Origin of the sequence: Streptomyces longhuiensis (assembly GCF_020616555.1) — a bacterium.
Classification (GTDB): Bacteria; Actinomycetota; Actinomycetes; order Streptomycetales; family Streptomycetaceae; genus Streptomyces; species Streptomyces longhuiensis.
In genome coordinates this window covers 2239192-2257003 of the sequence record NZ_CP085173.1, presented here as the reverse complement: position 1 = coordinate 2257003, position 17812 = coordinate 2239192, and the positions used below count along the sequence as shown (strand labels likewise).

Here is a 17812-nt window from a genome sequence, read left to right as displayed (position 1 = left end):
CCTGCCACCCAGACGCGGCCGCCGCCTCGCGGCTTGTAGGGGATCGATGACTGAGTATGGCCGGGGCCCTGGCTCCGAACCGTGGCACCCCGAGGACCCGCTGTACGGGGACCAGGGGTGGGGGCAGCAGGCCGCCGACGGCCAGCCTGCCTACGGCGGCCAGGGGCAGTACCACCCTCAGCAGCCGCAGCAGCATCCTCAGTCCCACCAGCAGCAGCCGCAGCAGTACGGCGGCGAGTGGGGCACCGGTCAGCACGACCAGTACGGCCAGCAGCAGTACGGAGGCGGCCAGCCGCAGGGTGGCGGTCAGCAGTACGGCGGCCAGTCGCAGGGTGGCGGCTGGGACACCGGTCAGCACGGGCATGTCCCGTACAACGCCGACCCGGTGGACCCGTACGGCGGTCAGCAGCAGCCTGTCGCGTACGGCGGTGAGCAGCCGGATCTCTACGGCACCCCCGACGCGTACCCGCCGCCGGAGCCGCCCGGCCGCCGCGGGGCCGCCGCGGAGCCGGAGACGAACTGGGACCCGGGCCCCGACCAGGGTGAGCACGCGTTCTTCGCCGGTGGCGGCGATGACGGCGACGACGACTACGACGACCCGCGCGACCGGGGCAGCCGCCGCGGCCGCGGCGGCAAGAAGCCGAAGAAGCGGCGCAGCGGATGCGCCTGCCTGGTCCTCACCGTGATCTTCGCGGGCGGCGTCGGCGGTGTCGGCTATTTCGGCTATCAGTTCTATCAAAACCGTTTCGGATCGGCGCCGGATTACGCGGGGTCCGGAAACGGCGAACCCGTTTCCGTGGACATTCCCAAGGGCGCGGGCGGCTATGTCATCGGCCAGCGCCTGAAGGACGCGGGCGTCATCAAGAGCGTGGACGCCTTCGTCTCGGCCCAGGAGCAGAATCCGCGGGGCAAGTCCATTCAGGACGGCGGATACACGCTCGAGAAGGAAATGTCGGCCGAAAGCGCGGTCGAGATGATGCTCAGTCCGAGCAGCCGGAACAACCTGATCATCGCCGAGGGCCGCCGCAACGTGTGGGTCTACGAGCAGATCGACAAGCGGCTCGGCATCGCCAAGGGGACCACGCAAAAGGTCGCGAAGAAGGACTACAAGAAGCTCGGACTGCCCTCCTGGGCCATGAACGAGCCGAATGTGAAGGACCCGCTGGAAGGGTTCCTCTACCCGTCCAGCTACGGCGTCGCCAAGGGTGCAAAGCCCGAGGCGGTCCTGAAGCAGATGGTGTCGCGGGCGACCGAGACGTACGAGTCCTACGGCGTCGAGAAGAAGGCCAAGAGCCTTGGCCTCGACAGCCCGTGGCAGCTGATCACGGTGGCGAGCCTCGCGCAGGCCGAGGGCACCAGCCATGACGACTTCCGCAAGATGGCCGAGGTCGTCTACAACCGCCTCAAGCCCGGCAACGAGCAGACGAACGGAATGCTGGAGTTCGACTCCACGTACAACTACGTCAAGAACCAGAGCAAGATCGACCTGAGTCTCACCGCGCTGCGCAAGTACGACAACCGCTACAACACGTACTACTACAAGGGCCTGCCGCCCGGGCCGATCGGAAACCCGGGTGAGCAAGCTCTGAAGGGCGCCATCGACCCGACCAGCGACGGCTGGTACTACTTCATCTCGATGGACGGCAAGACCAGCGAATTCACCAAGACGAACGAGGACCACCAGAAGCTGGTCGACAAGTGGAACGCGTCGAGGAAGAACTGATGTCAGCAATCAGGAGGGCGGCCGTACTCGGGTCGCCCATCGCCCACTCCCTTTCCCCGGTGCTGCACCGCGCCGCCTACGAGGAATTGGGACTGGAGGGTTGGTCCTACGACCGCTTCGAGGTCGACGAGGTGGCGCTGCCCGACTTCCTCGCCGGGCTCGGGCCCGAGTGGGCGGGCCTCTCGCTGACCATGCCGCTGAAGCGCGCCGTGATCCCACTGCTCGACACGATCAGTGACACGGCCGCCTCCGTCGAGGCCGTCAACACCGTCGTCCTCACCGAGGACGGGCACAAGGTCGGCGACAACACCGATATCCCCGGCATGGTCGCCGCCCTCGCCGAGCGCGGCATCGACAAGGTCGAGTCCGCCGCGATCCTGGGCGCGGGCGCCACCGCCTCCTCCGCGCTCGCCGCCCTGTCGCGGATCTGCGCCGGCGAGATCGTCGCGTACGTACGCAGCGACGCCCGCGCCGCCGAGATGCGGCAGTGGGGTGAGCGGCTCGACGTGGACGTGAAGATCGGGAAGTGGTCGGACGCGGCGCGTGCCCTCACCGCGCCGCTGGTCGTCGCCACGACGCCCGCCGGGACCACGGACGCCCTCGCCGCCGACATCCCCGAACGGCCCGGCACCCTCTTCGACGTCCTCTACGACCCCTGGCCGACACAGCTCGCGGCCCGCTGGTCCGGGTACGGCGGAGCGGTCGTCAGCGGGCTCGACCTGCTGGTGCACCAGGCCGTCCTCCAGGTCGAGCAGATGACGGGGCGCGCCCCGGCGCCGCTCGGTGCGATGCGCCGGGCGGGGGAGCGGGCGCTCGCCGGCTGACCCCGGCCGTGTCCGTCCCGGCGTCCGTCAGATGGACCGGGGGCCGGTTCCGGTGCGCGGACGTGGGAGGATCGGGGGTGGCGGGCCAGGGCCGCGCACCCGGCCGCGCCATCGCAGTTCGAGGCGCGAGCAAGAGGAGCACCGTTGAGCAGGTTGCGCTGGCTGACCGCGGGGGAGTCCCACGGACCCGCACTTGTCGCGACGCTGGAGGGACTTCCCGCCGGCGTGCCGATCACCACGGAGATGGTGGCGGACCACCTGGCCCGGCGGCGGCTCGGCTATGGACGCGGCGCGCGGATGAAGTTCGAGCGCGACGAGGTGACCTTCCTCGGCGGCGTGCGCCACGGCCTCACCATGGGCTCGCCGGTCGCGGTCATGGTGGGCAACACCGAGTGGCCCAAGTGGGAGCAGGTCATGTCGGCCGACCCGGTCGACCCCGAGATCCTCGCCGATCTGGCGCGCAACGCGCCGCTGACCCGGCCCCGCCCCGGTCACGCCGACCTCGCCGGTATGCAGAAGTACGGCTTCGACGAGGCCCGGCCGATCCTGGAGCGCGCCTCCGCCCGTGAGACGGCGGCCCGCGTCGCGCTCGGCGCCATCGCCCGCTCCTACCTCAAGGAGACGGCCGGCATCGAGATCGTCAGCCACGTCACCGAGCTGGCGAGCGCCAAGGCGCCCTACGGCGTCTACCCGACCCCGGCCGACGTCGACAAGCTCGACGCCGACCCGGTGCGCTGCCTGGACGCGGACGCGTCGAAGGCGATGGTCGCGGAGATCGACCAGGCCCACAAGGACGGCGACACCCTCGGCGGCGTCGTCGAGGTCCTCGCCTACGGCGTGCCGGTGGGCCTCGGCTCGCACGTGCACTGGGACCGGCGTCTCGACGCCCGGCTCGCGGGTGCCCTCATGGGCATCCAGGCCATCAAGGGTGTCGAGGTCGGCGACGGCTTCGAGCTCGCGCGCGTGCCCGGTTCGAAGGCGCACGACGAGATCGTGACCACGGACGAGGGCATCAGGCGCACGTCGGGCCGCTCCGGCGGCACCGAGGGCGGCCTCACCACCGGTGAACTGCTGCGTGTGCGCGCCGCGATGAAGCCCATCGCGACCGTCCCGCGCGCGCTGGCCACCATCGACGTGGCGACCGGCGAGGCCGCGAAGGCCCACCACCAGCGCTCCGACGTGTGCGCGGTCCCGGCCGCCGGCATCGTCGCCGAGGCCATGGTCGCGCTCGTGCTCGCCGACGCCGTCGCGGAGAAGTTCGGCGGCGACAGCGTCCCCGAGACCCGGCGCAACGTCCAGTCGTACCTCGACAACCTCCAGATCCGGTGACCGGCCCGCTGGTCGTACTCGTCGGCCCCATGGGCGTCGGCAAGTCCACGGTGGGGGAGCTGCTCGCCGAGTGGCTGGGCTCCCCCTACCGGGACACCGACGCCGACATCGTGGCCGCCCAGGGCCGCCCCATCGCGGACATCTTCGTGGACGAGGGCGAGCCCCGCTTCCGCGAACTCGAACGGCAGGCCGTGCGCGAAGCCATCGCCGAGCACCCGGGTGTGCTCGCGCTCGGCGGCGGAGCGATCCTCGACGAGTCGACGCGCGCGCTGCTGGCTCCGCTCCCCGTCGTCTATCTGTCGATGGACGTCGAGGAGGCGGTCAAGCGGACCGGCCTCAACACGGCCCGGCCGCTGCTCGCCGTCAACCCGCGCCGCCAGTGGCGCGAGCTGATGGAGGCCCGCCGCCACCTCTACACCGAAGTCGCCCGCGTCGTCGTACCCACCGACGACCGCACCCCCGAAGAGGTCGCCCGCGCGGTCCTCGACGCCCTGGAGTTGAAGAAGGCATGACCGAGCAGCAGGTGACCCGGATCCAGGTCGGCGGCACGGCGGGCACCGACCCGTACGAGGTCCTCGTCGGACGTCAGCTCCTCGGCGAACTCGGCGCCCTGATCGGCGAGTCCGCCCAGCGCGTCGCGATCATCCACCCCGAGGCGCTCGCCGAGACCGGTGAGGCGCTGCGTGGCGACCTCGCAGACCAGGGCTTCGAGGTCGTCGCCATCCAGGTGCCCAACGCCGAGGAGGCCAAGACCGCCGAGGTCGCCGCCTACTGCTGGAAGGCGCTCGGCCAGTCCGGCTTCACCCGCACCGACGTCATCGTCGGCGTGGGCGGCGGAGCCACCACGGACCTCGCCGGGTTCGTGGCCGCGACCTGGCTGCGCGGGGTGCGCTGGATCGCCGTGCCCACCACCGTCCTCGGCATGGTGGACGCGGCCGTCGGCGGCAAGACCGGGATCAACACCGCCGAGGGCAAGAACCTCGTCGGGTCCTTCCACCCGCCGGCCGGTGTGCTCTGCGACCTCGCGGCCCTCGACTCGCTGCCGGTCAACGACTTCGTGTCCGGCCTCGCGGAGATCATCAAGGCCGGCTTCATCGCCGACCCGGCGATCCTCGACCTGATCGAGTCCGACCCCGAGGCGGCGCGCTCCCCGCAGGGCCCGCACACCGCCGAGCTCATCGAGCGCTCCATCAAGGTCAAGGCCGAGGTCGTCTCCGGCGACCTCAAGGAGTCGGGCCTGCGCGAGATCCTCAACTACGGGCACACCCTCGCGCACGCCATCGAGAAGAACGAGCGCTACAAGTGGCGGCACGGCGCCGCCGTCTCCGTCGGCATGCACTTCGCCGCCGAACTCGGCCGTCTCGCCGGACGCCTGGACGACGCGACCGCCGACCGGCACCGCACCGTCCTCGAGTCGGTCGGCCTTCCCCTGAGCTACCGCTACGACCAGTGGCCCAAGCTCCTGGAGAACATGAAGGTCGACAAGAAGTCCCGCGGCAACCTGCTGCGGTTCATCGTCCTCGACGGCCTCGCCAAGCCGACGGTCCTCGAAGGACCCGACCCGGCCGTGCTCCTCGCGGCGTACGGCGAAGTGGCCGAATAGCTCCCGCCTTCGGGCACTTCGCGACCTCCCCGGCCGTTCACACAACGGCGGCCGGGGAAGGTACCGTTCGGTAGCGCCTTGTTCGCCGGCGCCAGTTGCCTGTACGAGACGGAGTCGCACCGGATGCAGCACGCAGTGGGTTCGCCGCTGCCGCCGCCCCCTCAGCCGGGGCACGGACCGGCCGCCGGCTGGTCCCAGGCCGCGCATCACCCGGGCGCCCACCCGGGCCCCGGACCGGCGGGTCCGCCACCGCCCGCCCCGGGCTTCGCGGGCCCACCCGGCCCCTCGGGCCCGGCCCCGCACGCACCCGCGCCGCACGCTCCGGCGCCCGCCCCGCACCAGCCGGCGCCGCATCCTCAGGCCCCGCACAGCCCGCCGCCGCAGGGGCAGCCCCCGCACCCGGGCGTCCCTCAGCACGCCCCCCAGCCGTCCCCGCAGCCCCCCTCGCGGGACACCACGGGCCATGTGCAGCTCCCGCCCGGCGGCCCCGTCGCCATGCCGAGCCCGCCACCCGCGGCAGGCGCCGCCGACGCCACCGCCACGACGCTCGCCGTCCTGCTCATCGGCCCCGCCGGCGCGGGCAAGACCAGCGTCGCCAAGTTCTGGGCTGAGCAGCGCCGCGTCCCCACGGCCCACATCAGCCTCGACGACGTACGCGAGTGGGTGCGCTCCGGCTTCGCCGACCCGCAGTCGGGGTGGAACGACCACTCCGAGGCCCAGTACCGCCTCGCCCGCCGCACCTGCGGCTTCGCCGCGCGCAACTTCCTGGCCAACGGCATCTCGTGCATCCTCGACGACGCCGTCTTCCCGGACCGCCCGGTCGTGGGTCTCGGTGGCTGGAAGCGGCACGTGGGCCCCGGCCTGCTGCCCGTGGTGCTGCTCCCCGGCCTGGAGATCGTCCTCGAGCGCAACGCGGAGCGCAGCGGGAACCGCCGCCTCACGGACGAGGAGGTCGCCCGCATCCACGGCCGCATGGCCGGCTGGTACGGCTCGGGCCTGCCCATCATCGACAACTCCCAGATGGACGTGCCCACCACGGCCCGCGTCCTGGACGACGTACTCGCCCGCTCGATCGCGAGCCCGCCCCAGTGGTAGCGCGCACCCGGCCCGCCGTACAGCGCCCTGGACCCGCCTCCTCGCCGCCCGTCCGGACGCGCTGACCGGGCCGCGTTCCCCCACCGCTCGTACGCTCGGTTCATGTCAGAGGTGTACGCGGCCCGTAGGGACCGGTTGAGGGAGCGCGCTGCGGCGGGCGGCAGTGCGGCCGTCCTCGTCTCGCGCCCCGCCAACGTTCGCTATCTCGCGGGCGCGGCGCCCCACGGCGCCGTACTCCTGCTGGGGAAGGGACCCGACGCCGAGGACGACGTCCTGATGTGCCGGGTGCCGCCCAGCGAGCAGCCCGCCGAGGGACGGCCCGACGAGTCGCTGCGCATCCAGGTGCTCGATGCGCCCGGCGGGGACCCCGCCGTCGCCGCCGCCGACGTCGCGCTCTCCCTGGGGGCGGATTCGCTCGCCGTGGAGGAACACCACCTGACCGTCGCCAGGCACCGGGCGCTCGGCTCCGTGGCGCCCCGGCTGCGCCTCGCCGACCTGGGCGGCGCCGTGGAACAGCTGCGGCTCGTCAAGGACGAGGACGAGATCTCCTGCCTGCGCATCGCCGCCGAGATCGCGGACCAGGCCCTCGGTGAACTGCTCGAATCGATCCTCGTCGGCCGTACCGAACGCCACCTCGCCCTGGAACTGGAGCGCCGCCTGGTCGACCACGGCGCCGACGGCCCCGCCTTCCCGACCTCGGTCGGCACCGGGCCGAACTCGGGCCGCGGCGCCCACCGCCCCACCGATCGCCGCGTCGAAGAGGGCGACTTCCTCTCGGTCTGCCTCGGCGCCGCCTACCGCGGATACCGCTGCGAGATCGGCCGTACGTTCGTCATCGGCACCTCGCCCGCGGACTGGCAGATCGACCTGTACGACGTGGTCTTCGCAGCCCAGAGGGCAGGCCGGGAGAGCCTCGCACCCGGCGCCGAGTGCCGTGAGGTGGACCGCGCGGCACGTCATGTACTGGACTCCGCGGGGTACGCGGACGGCCTGTCACAGCTCACCGGACACGGTGTCGGACTCGAAATCGACGAGGAGCCGCAGTTGGCCCCCGCGGCCATGGGTAAACTGGACCTTTGTGTGCCGGTCACCGTCGAACCGGGGGTCCACCTCCCGGGCCGGGGCGGTGTCCGGATCGATGACACGCTCGTCGTGCGCCCCGAGGCGGACGGCGGACCCGAGCTACTCACCATTACGACCAAGGAACTGCTCGCGCTGTAACGGCGCGCGCCCCCGGGGTCGTCCATCGTCAGTCCAGGAGATTCCGCAACCGTGGCTTCCACGAACGACCTCAAGAACGGCCTGGTGCTCAAGCTCGACGGGGGCCAGCTCTGGTCCGTCGTCGAGTTCCAGCACGTCAAGCCCGGCAAGGGCCCTGCCTTTGTGCGCACCAAGCTCAAGAACGTGCTCTCCGGGAAGGTCGTCGACAAGACCTTCAACGCCGGCGTCAAGGTCGAGACGGCCACGATCGACAAGCGCGACATGCAGTTCTCGTACATGGACGGCGAGTACTTCGTCTTCATGGACATGGACACGTACGACCAGCTCATGGTCGACCGCAAGTCCGTCGGTGACGCCGCCAACTTCCTGATCGAGGGCTTCACCGCCACGGTCGCGCAGCACGAGGGCGAGGTGCTCTTCGTCGAGCTGCCGGCCGCCGTCGAGCTCGTCATCCAGGAGACCGAGCCCGGTGTCCAGGGCGACCGCTCCACCGGTGGCACCAAGCCCGCCACGCTGGAGACCGGCCACCAGATCCAGGTGCCGCTCTTCATCACGACCGGCGAGAAGATCAAGGTCGACACCCGCACGAGCGACTACCTCGGCCGGGTGAACAGCTAACCGTGGCTGCCCGCAACACGGCCCGCAAGCGCGCCTTCCAGATCCTTTTCGAGGCAGACCAGCGCGGAGTCGACGTCCAGACGGTCCTCGCGGACTGGATCCGGCTCTCCCGGTCCGACACCCGGCAGCCGCCGGTCAGCGAGTACACGATGGAGCTGGTCGAGGGATACGCGCGCAAGACCGCGCGTATCGACGAGCTCATCTCGCAGTACGCCGTCGGGTGGACCCTGGACAGGATGCCGGTCGTCGACCGCAACATCCTGCGCCTGGGCGCCTACGAGCTCGTCTGGGTCGACGACACCCCGGACGCCGTGGTGCTCGACGAGGCCGTGCAGCTCGCCAAGGAGTTCTCCACGGACGACTCCCCGGCCTTCGTGAACGGGCTTCTGGGCCGCTTCAAGGACCTGAAGCCGACGCTGCGCCGCGACGAGGCGTAGCAGGCAGACAGCGACAGCCATCAGGCCCGGGGCGGAACACTGTTCGGTGTTCCGCCCCGGGCCTGATGCTTTTCCGGGACTGCGCGGGACTGCGGGACTGTCGGGACTGCGGGGCGGCAGGGCACAAGAACGCCGGAGGGGCGGGCCGCGAAAACGCGGGCCCGCCCCTCCGGCGTGACGTTTCTGCCGACTTCTTCCTGTCTGTCAGAGGTCGTCGTGAGCGACAGCGCGACGCGCGTCGGCGTCCAGGACGCCCCAGCTGATGAGCTGCTCGGTGAGGACCGAGGGCGACTGGTCGTAGATGACGGCGAGGGTGCGCAGGTCGTCCTGGCGGATCGACAGGACCTTGCCGTTGTAGTCACCGCGCTGGGACTGGATCGTCGCCGCGTAGCGCTGCAGGGGACCCGCCTTCTCCGGCGGGACGTGGGCCAGGCGCTCCAGGTCGAGAACGAGCTTCGGCGGGGGCTCGGCCGCACCGCCCGGCGTGGTGCCCGGCAGCAGCTCCTGCACCGGCACCCCGTAGAAGTCCGCCAGCTCGGCAAGGCGCTGCACGGTCACGGCACGGTCGCCGCGCTCGTACGAACCGACCACGACCGCCTTCCAGCGCCCCTGGGACTTCTCCTCGACACCGTGGAGGGAAAGGCCCTGCTGGGTGCGGATGGCGCGGAGCTTGGCCCCGAGCTGTTTGGCGTATTCGCTGGACATATAGCTCCCGGACGCTGTATCAACGTGCGGCTCCGCCGCGTGGCTGGTAACTCACTGTGAGGTTACGCAGCGTTACTTGGCTGCGTCAAGCCGAGTGGTCCGTTACCGACCTTCCCTCGGAACGGCGTGTCTCGCACCTCCAGGGGGGTGATCGGTGGTGTTGCGGGGCTGGTACCGTTGATGGCGCAAATCCGACGTCCTTTAAGGTCCGTCCCGTGAGGCGGAGAAGGGGGTCCGTTTCTTATGGACATCAGCAGCTCCGATGAGGCCCGCCCCGTACTCGAGGGCCCCGACATCGCGCGGGTACTGACCCGCATCGCTCACGAGATCGTCGAGCGCGCCAAGGGCGCCGAAGACGTCGTGCTCCTGGGCATTCCCACCCGCGGCGTCTTCCTGGCCCGCCGGCTCGCGGACAAGCTCGAAGAGATCACCGGACAGAAGATCCCGGTCGGCTCCCTCGACATCACCATGTACCGCGACGACCTGCGCATGCACCCGCCGCGTGCGCTGGCCCGCACGGAGATCCCCGCCGACGGCATCGACGGCCGCCTCGTCGTCCTCGTCGACGACGTGCTCTTCTCCGGCCGCACCATCCGCGCCGCACTCGACGCCCTGAACGACATCGGGCGCCCCCGCGCCGTGCAGCTCGCGGTCCTCGTCGACCGCGGCCACCGCGAACTCCCCATTCGAGCCGACTACGTCGGCAAGAACCTCCCCACGTCGCTGCGGGAGACGGTCAAGGTCCAGCTCGCCGAGGAGGACGGACGCGACTCCGTGCTGCTCGGCGCCAAGCGGACCGCTCCGGCCGGCGAGCAGTAGCCACCCTCAGCCCGACCCTGAGGGTGCTGCCGCGCGCCCGTATGCCCGAATACTCCTGAACTTTCCTACGGAGCCTCCCCGATGATGCGACACCTCATCTCGGCCGCCGACCTCACCCGCGACGACGCCGTCCTCATCCTCGACACCGCCGAGGAGATGGCCCGGGTCGCCGACCGGCCGATCAAGAAGCTGCCCGCCCTGCGCGGCCGCACGATCTGCAACCTCTTCTTCGAGGACTCGACCCGCACCCGGATCTCCTTCGAGGCCGCCGAGAAGCGCCTCTCCGCGGACGTCATCAACTTCGCCGCCAAGGGATCCAGCGTCTCCAAGGGCGAGTCCCTCAAGGACACCGCCCAGACCTTGGAGGCGATGGGCGTCGACGCCGTCGTCATCCGGCACGGTGCCTCCGGCGCGCCCTACCGCCTCGCCACCTCGGGCTGGATCGACGCCCCGGTCATCAACGCGGGCGACGGCACCCACCAGCACCCCACGCAGGCGCTCCTCGACGCGTTCACGATGCGCCGCCGCCTCGTCGGCCGCGACGCCGGACTCGGCAAGGACCTCGAGGGCAAGCGCATCACGCTCGTCGGGGACGTCCTGCACAGCCGCGTCGCCCGCTCGAACGTCGACCTGCTGCACACCCTCGGCGCCGAAGTCACCCTCGTCGCCCCGCCCACCCTCGTCCCGGTCGGCGTCGAGACCTGGCCCTGCGAGGTCTCGTACGACCTCGACAGCACCCTGCCGAAGTCCGACGCCGTCATGATGCTGCGCGTCCAGCGCGAGCGGATGAACGCCGCCTTCTTCCCGACCGAGCGCGAGTACTCGCGTCGCTACGGCCTGGACGGCGACCGCATGGCGAAGATGCCCGAGCACGCCATCGTGATGCACCCGGGCCCGATGGTCCGCGGGATGGAGATCACCGCCGAGGTCGCCGACTCCGACCGCTGCACGGTCATCGAGCAGGTCGCCAACGGCGTCTCCATCCGCATGGCCGTCCTGTACCTGCTTCTGGGCGGCAACGAGCCCGCCGTCACCCACACCCGTACCGAGGAGAAGTAAGAACCATGAGCAAGATCCTTATCCGTGGTGCGAAGGTGCTCGGCGGCGAGCAGCAGGACGTCCTGATCGACGGCTCCGTCATCGAGGCGGTCGGCACCGGCCTGTCCGCCGAGGGCGCCGAGGTCGTCGAGGCCGGCGGCAAGGTCCTCCTGCCGGGCCTCGTCGACCTGCACACCCACCTGCGCGAGCCGGGCCGTGAGGACTCCGAGACCGTCCTCACCGGCACCCGCGCCGCCGCCTCCGGTGGCTACACCGCCGTCTTCGCGATGGCCAACACCTTCCCGGTCGCCGACACCGCCGGCGTTGTCGAGCAGGTCTACCGGCTCGGCCAGGAGTCCGGCTACTGCGACGTGCAGCCCATCGGCGCCGTCACCGTCGGCCTGGAGGGCAAGAAGCTCGCCGAGCTCGGCGCCATGCACGAGTCCGCCGCCGGCGTCACCGTCTTCTCCGACGACGGCAAGTGCGTCGACGACGCGGTGATCATGCGCCGCGCCCTGGAGTACGTGAAGGCCTTCGGCGGCGTCGTCGCCCAGCACGCGCAGGAGCCCCGCCTCACCGAGGGCGCCCAGATGAACGAGGGCATCGTCTCGGCCGAGCTCGGACTCGGCGGCTGGCCCGCCGTCGCCGAGGAGTCGATCATCGCCCGCGATGTGCTGCTCGCCGAGCACGTCGGCTCCCGCGTGCACATCTGCCACCTGTCCACGGCCGGCAGCGTCGAGATCGTGCGCTGGGCCAAGTCCCGCGGCATCGACGTGACCGCCGAGGTCACCCCGCACCACCTGCTCCTCACCGACGAGATGGTGCGCACGTACAACCCCGTCTACAAGGTCAACCCGCCGCTGCGCACCGAGCGCGACGTGATGGCCCTGCGCGAGGCGCTCGCCGACGGCACGATCGACATCGTCGCCACCGACCACGCCCCGCACCCGCACGAGGACAAGGACTGCGAGTGGGCCGCGGCCGCCATGGGCATGGTCGGGCTCGAGACCGCCCTGTCCGTCGTGCAGCAGACGATGGTCGAGACCGGGCTGCTCGACTGGGCCGGCGTCGCCGACCGCATGTCCGTCAAGCCCGCGCAGATCGGCCGGGCCAACGGCCACGGACGGCCCGTCTCGGCAGGTGAGCCCGCGAACCTCGTCCTGGTCGACGCCGATTACCGTGGAGCCGTGGACCCCGCCGGCTTCGCCTCGCGCAGCCGCAACACGCCCTACGAGGGGCGTGAGCTGCCCGGGCGCGTCACGCACACGTGGCTGCGGGGCAAGGCCACGCTCGTCGACGGGAAGCTCGCGTGACACGACTGACGCAACCACTGGCAGTGCTCGCCGCCGAACAGAAGTCGGCGGACGTGACGGACTGGCCCGATCGGATCGGCTGGATCGTCGGACTGCTCCTCTTCATCGCGCTCGTCTACTGGCTGATGCGCCAGGGGTGGAAGTGGCGCGGCACCCTCCAGGGTGACCTGCCGCCGCTCCCCACCGCGCCGTCCGCGCCGGGTCCGGCCAGACTTGAACTGAGCGGCCGGTACCACGGCTCCACGACCGCGGGGCAGTGGCTCGACCGCATCGTGGCGCACGGCCTCGGCACCCGCAGCCGCGTCGAGCTCACGCTCACGGACGCGGGTCTGGACGTCGTACGCCCCGGAGCCACGGACTTCTTCATCCCCGTCGCACAGCTGCGCGAGGCCCGGCTCGACAAGGGCATCGCCGGCAAGGTCCTCACGGAGGGCGGTCTCCTGATCGTCACCTGGGGGCACGGGGACAAGCTGATCGACTCCGGCTTCCGCTCCGACCACGCGGCGGAGCAGGCCGAGTGGGTCGAGACCCTCAACAACATGATCGACACGAACAACACAAGCGGTACAAGCAGCATGAACAGCACGACCATCACGACGGAAGGCACCGCACGATGACGACCTCCACCCGGGGAGCCGCCAACGCTCCCGCCGTACTCGTCCTGGAGGACGGCCGCATCTTCCGCGGCCGCGCCTACGGGGCCGTGGGGGAGACCTTCGGCGAGGCGGTGTTCAACACCGGCATGACCGGTTACCAGGAGACGCTGACCGACCCGTCGTACCACCGCCAGGTCGTCGTGATGACCGCCCCGCACGTCGGCAACACCGGCGTGAACGACGAGGACCCCGAGTCGAAGCAGATCTGGGTCGCGGGTTACGTCGTGCGGGACCCCGCGCGCGTGCCCTCCAACTGGCGCTCGCGGCGCTCCCTCGACGAGGAGCTGCGCAAGCAGGGCGTCGTCGGCATCAGCGGCATCGACACCCGCGCCCTCACCCGCCACCTGCGCGAGCGCGGCGCCATGCGCGTCGGCATCTTCTCCGGCAACGCGCTGCCCGACGACGGCACGATGCTCGCCGAGGTGCGCCAGGCGCCCGAGATGAAGGGCGCGAACCTCGCCGCCGAGGTCGCCACCAAGGAGACGTACGTCGTCCCCGCGATCGGTGAGAAGCGCTTCACCGTCGCCGCCGTCGACCTCGGCATCAAGGGCATGACCCCGCACCGGATGGCCGAGCGCGGCATCGAGGTGCACGTGCTGCCCGCGACGGCCACGGCCGAGGACATCTACGCGGTCCAGCCCGACGGCGTGTTCTTCTCCAACGGGCCGGGCGACCCGGCCACCGCCGACGGCCCCGTCGCGGTCATGCGGGAGGTCCTCTCCCGGAAGACCCCGCTGTTCGGCATCTGCTTCGGCAACCAGATCCTCGGCCGCGCCCTCGGCTTCGGCACCTACAAGCTGAAGTACGGCCACCGCGGCATCAACCAGCCGGTGCAGGACCGCACGACCGGCAAGGTCGAGGTCACCGCGCACAACCACGGATTCGCCGTCGACGCCCCGCTCGACAAGGTCTCCGACACCCCCTTCGGCCGCGCCGAGGTCTCCCACGTCTGCCTGAACGACCAGGTCGTCGAGGGGCTCCACCTCCTCGACCAGCCGGCGTTCAGCGTCCAGTACCACCCCGAGGCAGCGGCGGGCCCGCACGACGCGGCCTACCTGTTCGACCGCTTCGTAGAGCTCATGGAGGGCCAGCGTGCCTAAGCGCACCGATATCCAGTCCGTCCTGGTCATCGGTTCCGGACCGATCGTCATCGGCCAGGCCGCCGAGTTCGACTACTCGGGCACCCAGGCATGCCGCATCCTGCGCGCCGAGGGCCTGCGGGTCATCCTCGTGAACTCCAACCCGGCGACGATCATGACCGACCCGGAGATCGCCGACGCCACGTACGTCGAGCCGATCACCCCCGAGTTCGTCGAGAAGATCATCGCCAAGGAGCGCCCCGACGCGCTCCTGCCCACCCTCGGCGGCCAGACCGCGCTCAACACCGCGATCTCCATGCACGAGAACGGCGTCCTCGAGAAGTACGGCGTCGAGCTCATCGGCGCCAACGTCGAGGCCATCAACAAGGGCGAGGACCGCGACCTCTTCAAGGGCGTCGTCGAGGCCGTCAACGCCAAGATCGGCCACGGCGAGTCCGCCCGCTCGGTCATCTGCCACACGATGGACGACGTCATCAAGGGCGTCGACACGCTCGGCGGCTACCCCGTCGTCGTCCGCCCCTCCTTCACGATGGGCGGCGCGGGCTCCGGCTTCGCGCACGACGAGGAGGAGCTGCGCCGCATCGCCGGCCAGGGCCTGACCCTGTCTCCCACCACCGAGGTGCTCCTCGAGGAGTCCATCCTCGGCTGGAAGGAGTACGAGCTCGAGCTGATGCGCGACAAGAACGACAACGTCGTGGTCGTCTGCTCCATCGAGAACTTCGACCCGATGGGCGTCCACACGGGTGACTCGATCACCGTCGCCCCGGCGATGACGCTCACCGACCGCGAGTACCAGCGCCTGCGCGACATCGGCATCGCGATCATCCGCGAGGTCGGCGTCGACACCGGCGGCTGCAACATCCAGTTCGCGATCGACCCGGCCGACGGCCGGATCATCGTCATCGAGATGAACCCGCGCGTCTCGCGCTCCTCGGCGCTCGCGTCGAAGGCCACCGGCTTCCCGATCGCCAAGATCGCTGCCAAGCTGGCCGTCGGCTACACGCTCGACGAGATCCCGAACGACATCACCGAGAAGACGCCGGCCTCCTTCGAGCCGACGCTCGACTACGTGGTCGTGAAGGCCCCGCGGTTCGCCTTCGAGAAGTTCCCGTCCGCCGACTCCACCCTCACCACCACCATGAAGTCGGTGGGCGAGGCCATGGCGATCGGCCGCAACTTCACCGAGGCCCTCCAGAAGGCGCTGCGCTCCCTGGAGAAGAAGGGCAGCCAGTTCACCTTCGTCGGCGAGCCCGGTGACAAGGCCGAGCTGCTGGCCGAGGCCGTCCGTCCGACCGACGGCCGCATCAACACCGTCATGCAGGCCATCCGCGCCGGCGCCACCCAGGAAGAGGTCTTCGAGTACACGAAGATCGACCCCTGGTTCGTCGACCAGCTCTTCCTCATCAAGGAGCTCGCGGACGAGCTGGCCGCCGCCGAGCGCCTCGACGTCGACCTGATCGCCGAGGCCAAGCGGCACGGCTTCTCCGACGCCCAGATCGCCGAGATCCGCGGCCTGCGCGAGGACGTCGTCCGTGAGGTCAGGCATGCGCTCGGCGTCCGCCCGGTCTACAAGACGGTCGACACCTGCGCCGCCGAGTTCGCCGCGAAGACCCCGTACTTCTACTCCTCGTACGACGAGGAGTCCGAGGTCGCGCCGCGCACCAAGCCCGCGGTGATCATCCTGGGGTCCGGTCCGAACCGCATCGGCCAGGGCATCGAGTTCGACTACTCCTGCGTCCACGCCTCCTTCGCCCTGAGCGAGGCCGGCTACGAGACCGTGATGGTCAACTGCAACCCGGAGACCGTGTCCACGGACTACGACACCTCCGACCGCCTGTACTTCGAGCCGCTGACGCTCGAGGACGTCCTGGAGATCGTCCACGCGGAGTCCCTCGCGGGCCCGATCGCGGGCGTCGTCGTCCAGCTCGGCGGCCAGACCCCGCTGGGTCTGTCGCAGGCGCTCAAGGACAACGGCGTACCGGTCGTGGGCACCTCGCCCGAGGCCATCCACGCCGCCGAGGACCGTGGCGCCTTCGGCCGCGTCCTCGCCGAGGCCGGACTGCCCGCGCCCAAGCACGGCACGGCGACCACCTTCTCCGAGGCCAAGGCCATCGCCGACGAGATCGGCTACCCGGTCCTCGTCCGCCCGTCGTACGTCCTCGGCGGCCGCGGCATGGAGATCGTGTACGACGAGACCCGCCTCGCCTCGTACATCGAGGAGTCCACGGAGATCTCCCCGTCCCGCCCCGTCCTCGTCGACCGCTTCCTCGACGACGCGATCGAGATCGACGTGGACGCGCTCTACGACGGTCACGAGCTCTACCTCGGCGGCGTCATGGAGCACATCGAGGAGGCCGGTATCCACTCCGGCGACTCGGCGTGCGCCCTGCCCCCGATCACGCTGGGCGGCTTCGACATCAAGCGCCTGCGCGCCTCGACCGAGGCCATCGCCAAGGGCGTCGGCGTCCGCGGCCTGATCAACATCCAGTTCGCCATGGCCGGCGACATCCTGTACGTCCTCGAGGCGAACCCGCGTGCCTCGCGCACCGTCCCCTTCACCTCGAAGGCGACCGCGGTGCCGCTCGCCAAGGCCGCCGCGCGCATCTCGCTCGGCGCGACCGTGGCCGAGCTGCGCGCCGAGGGCCTCCTCCCGAAGACCGGCGACGGCGGCACCCTGCCGCTGGACGCGCCGATCTCCGTCAAGGAGGCCGTGATGCCGTGGAGCCGCTTCCGCGACGTCCACGGACGCGGCGTGGACACCGTCCTCGGCCCGGAGATGCGCTCCACCGGCGAGGTCATGGGCATCGACTCGGTCTTCGGCACGGCGTACGCCAAGTCGCAGGCCGGCGCGTACGGCCCGCTGCCGACGAAGGGCCGCGCGTTCATCTCGGTCGCCAACCGGGACAAGCGCACGATGATCTTCCCGGCGCGCGAGCTCGTCGCGCACGGCTTCGAGCTGCTCGCCACGTCCGGCACCGCCGAGGTGCTGCGCCGCAACGGCATCAACGCCACGGTCGTGCGCAAGCTCAGCGAGGGCGAGGGCCCGAACGGAGAGAAGACGATCGTCCAGCTCATCCACGACGGCCAGGTCGACCTCATCGTCAACACCCCGTACGGCACGGGTGGCCGCCTCGACGGCTACGAGATCCGTACGGCGGCGGTGGCGCGCAGCGTCCCGTGCCTGACCACGGTGCAGGCCCTCGCGGCCGCCGTACAGGGCATCGACGCCCTCAACCACGGTGACGTGGGCGTCCGTTCACTCCAGGAACACGCGGAACACCTGACCGCGGCCCGCGACTAGCAGCCCACTGAGGGGGACATCGGAAACGGT

The 17812-nt window shown here is 70.7% G+C and carries 16 protein-coding genes; 15 read left to right on the top strand and 1 reads right to left on the bottom strand.

Going from position 1 to position 17812, the window contains the following annotated elements; all coding sequences use genetic code 11:
- Nucleotides 1-46: 46 nt before the first annotated feature.
- The 9 genes from mltG (at nt 47) to nusB (ending at nt 8850) form a co-directional block, all read left to right on the top strand.
- Nucleotides 47-1723 carry an endolytic transglycosylase MltG gene (mltG, locus tag LGI35_RS10630; protein ID WP_227293641.1) on the top strand — a complete coding sequence of 559 codons (1677 nt, stop codon included), beginning with the start codon at nt 47-49 and terminating at the stop codon, nt 1721-1723.
- Entirely contained in the window at nt 1723-2547 is an 825-nt protein-coding gene (locus tag LGI35_RS10625; protein ID WP_227293640.1) for a shikimate dehydrogenase, read from the top strand. The genes mltG and LGI35_RS10625 overlap by 1 nt, the downstream gene beginning before the upstream one ends.
- Before the next feature lie 144 nt (nt 2548-2691).
- Nucleotides 2692-3876, top strand: coding sequence for a chorismate synthase (aroC, locus tag LGI35_RS10620; RefSeq protein ID WP_227293639.1), 1185 nt, complete (start codon nt 2692-2694; stop codon nt 3874-3876).
- Nucleotides 3873-4388: a shikimate kinase gene (locus LGI35_RS10615; protein ID WP_227293638.1), complete on the top strand. Its 516-nt coding sequence runs from the start codon at nt 3873-3875 to the stop codon at nt 4386-4388. Before aroC ends, LGI35_RS10615 begins: the two co-directional genes overlap by 4 nt.
- Entirely contained in the window at nt 4385-5479 is a 1095-nt protein-coding gene (gene aroB / locus LGI35_RS10610; protein WP_116503409.1) for a 3-dehydroquinate synthase, read from the top strand. Before LGI35_RS10615 ends, aroB begins: the two co-directional genes overlap by 4 nt.
- 123 nt (nt 5480-5602) lie before the next feature.
- The gene (locus tag LGI35_RS10605; RefSeq protein ID WP_227293637.1) at nt 5603-6574 is read left to right on the top strand and encodes a Pro-rich N-terminal domain-containing protein; all 972 of its coding nucleotides are present in this window, start codon (nt 5603-5605) and stop codon (nt 6572-6574) included.
- Between the two features lie 102 nt (nt 6575-6676).
- On the top strand, nt 6677-7795 hold the full coding sequence (locus LGI35_RS10600) for an aminopeptidase P family protein (protein WP_227293636.1): 1119 nt from the start codon (nt 6677-6679) through the stop codon (nt 7793-7795).
- Nucleotides 7796-7846: 51 nt separating this feature from the next.
- Nucleotides 7847-8413 (top strand): elongation factor P, encoded by a 567-nt coding sequence (gene efp, locus LGI35_RS10595; protein ID WP_010988257.1) that lies wholly within the window; start codon nt 7847-7849, stop codon nt 8411-8413.
- A gap of 2 nt (nt 8414-8415) precedes the next feature.
- Complete coding sequence (gene nusB, locus LGI35_RS10590; protein WP_116503415.1) at nt 8416-8850, top strand: transcription antitermination factor NusB; 435 nt, start codon at nt 8416-8418, stop codon at nt 8848-8850.
- A 204-nt stretch (nt 8851-9054) separates the two neighbouring features.
- Here nusB and bldD read toward each other — a convergent pair whose 3' ends face one another.
- Nucleotides 9055-9555, bottom strand: coding sequence for a transcriptional regulator BldD (bldD, locus tag LGI35_RS10585; RefSeq protein ID WP_100597417.1), 501 nt, complete (start codon nt 9553-9555; stop codon nt 9055-9057).
- Nucleotides 9556-9798: 243 nt separating this feature from the next.
- On the opposite strand from bldD, the gene pyrR reads away from it, so the two are divergent.
- The 6 genes from pyrR to carB all read left to right on the top strand — a co-directional run bounded on the left by pyrR (nt 9799) and on the right by carB (nt 17782).
- Nucleotides 9799-10374: a bifunctional pyr operon transcriptional regulator/uracil phosphoribosyltransferase PyrR gene (gene pyrR, locus LGI35_RS10580; RefSeq protein ID WP_116503417.1), complete on the top strand. Its 576-nt coding sequence runs from the start codon at nt 9799-9801 to the stop codon at nt 10372-10374.
- A gap of 81 nt (nt 10375-10455) precedes the next feature.
- Nucleotides 10456-11433: an aspartate carbamoyltransferase catalytic subunit gene (locus tag LGI35_RS10575; RefSeq protein WP_100597419.1), complete on the top strand. Its 978-nt coding sequence runs from the start codon at nt 10456-10458 to the stop codon at nt 11431-11433.
- Between the two features lie 5 nt (nt 11434-11438).
- A complete protein-coding gene (locus LGI35_RS10570; RefSeq protein ID WP_116503419.1) occupies nt 11439-12725 on the top strand; it encodes a dihydroorotase in 1287 nt (428 codons plus the stop codon).
- Nucleotides 12722-13342, top strand: coding sequence for a PH-like domain-containing protein (locus LGI35_RS10565; RefSeq protein WP_227293635.1), 621 nt, complete (start codon nt 12722-12724; stop codon nt 13340-13342). Before LGI35_RS10570 ends, LGI35_RS10565 begins: the two co-directional genes overlap by 4 nt.
- Nucleotides 13339-14481, top strand: a complete 1143-nt coding sequence (gene carA, locus LGI35_RS10560; protein WP_227293634.1) for a glutamine-hydrolyzing carbamoyl-phosphate synthase small subunit — start codon at nt 13339-13341, stop codon at nt 14479-14481. Before LGI35_RS10565 ends, carA begins: the two co-directional genes overlap by 4 nt.
- Nucleotides 14474-17782, top strand: a complete 3309-nt coding sequence (carB, locus tag LGI35_RS10555) for a carbamoyl-phosphate synthase large subunit (RefSeq protein ID WP_227293633.1) — start codon at nt 14474-14476, stop codon at nt 17780-17782. The genes carA and carB overlap by 8 nt, the downstream gene beginning before the upstream one ends.
- The last annotated feature ends 30 nt before the right edge of the window (nt 17783-17812 follow it).

Coding starts and splice junctions, on each gene's coding strand:
- mltG (WP_227293641.1), top strand. CDS start 47: ATGACTGAGTATGGCCGGGGCCCTGGCTCCGAACCGTGGCACCCCGAG.
- LGI35_RS10625 (WP_227293640.1), top strand. CDS start 1,723: ATGTCAGCAATCAGGAGGGCGGCCGTACTCGGGTCGCCCATCGCCCAC.
- aroB (WP_116503409.1), top strand. CDS start 4,385: ATGACCGAGCAGCAGGTGACCCGGATCCAGGTCGGCGGCACGGCGGGC.
- LGI35_RS10605 (WP_227293637.1), top strand. CDS start 5,603: ATGCAGCACGCAGTGGGTTCGCCGCTGCCGCCGCCCCCTCAGCCGGGG.
- LGI35_RS10600 (WP_227293636.1), top strand. CDS start 6,677: ATGTCAGAGGTGTACGCGGCCCGTAGGGACCGGTTGAGGGAGCGCGCT.
- bldD (WP_100597417.1), bottom strand. CDS start 9,555: ATGTCCAGCGAATACGCCAAACAGCTCGGGGCCAAGCTCCGCGCCATC.
- pyrR (WP_116503417.1), top strand. CDS start 9,799: ATGGACATCAGCAGCTCCGATGAGGCCCGCCCCGTACTCGAGGGCCCC.
- LGI35_RS10575 (WP_100597419.1), top strand. CDS start 10,456: ATGATGCGACACCTCATCTCGGCCGCCGACCTCACCCGCGACGACGCC.
- LGI35_RS10570 (WP_116503419.1), top strand. CDS start 11,439: ATGAGCAAGATCCTTATCCGTGGTGCGAAGGTGCTCGGCGGCGAGCAG.
- carA (WP_227293634.1), top strand. CDS start 13,339: ATGACGACCTCCACCCGGGGAGCCGCCAACGCTCCCGCCGTACTCGTC.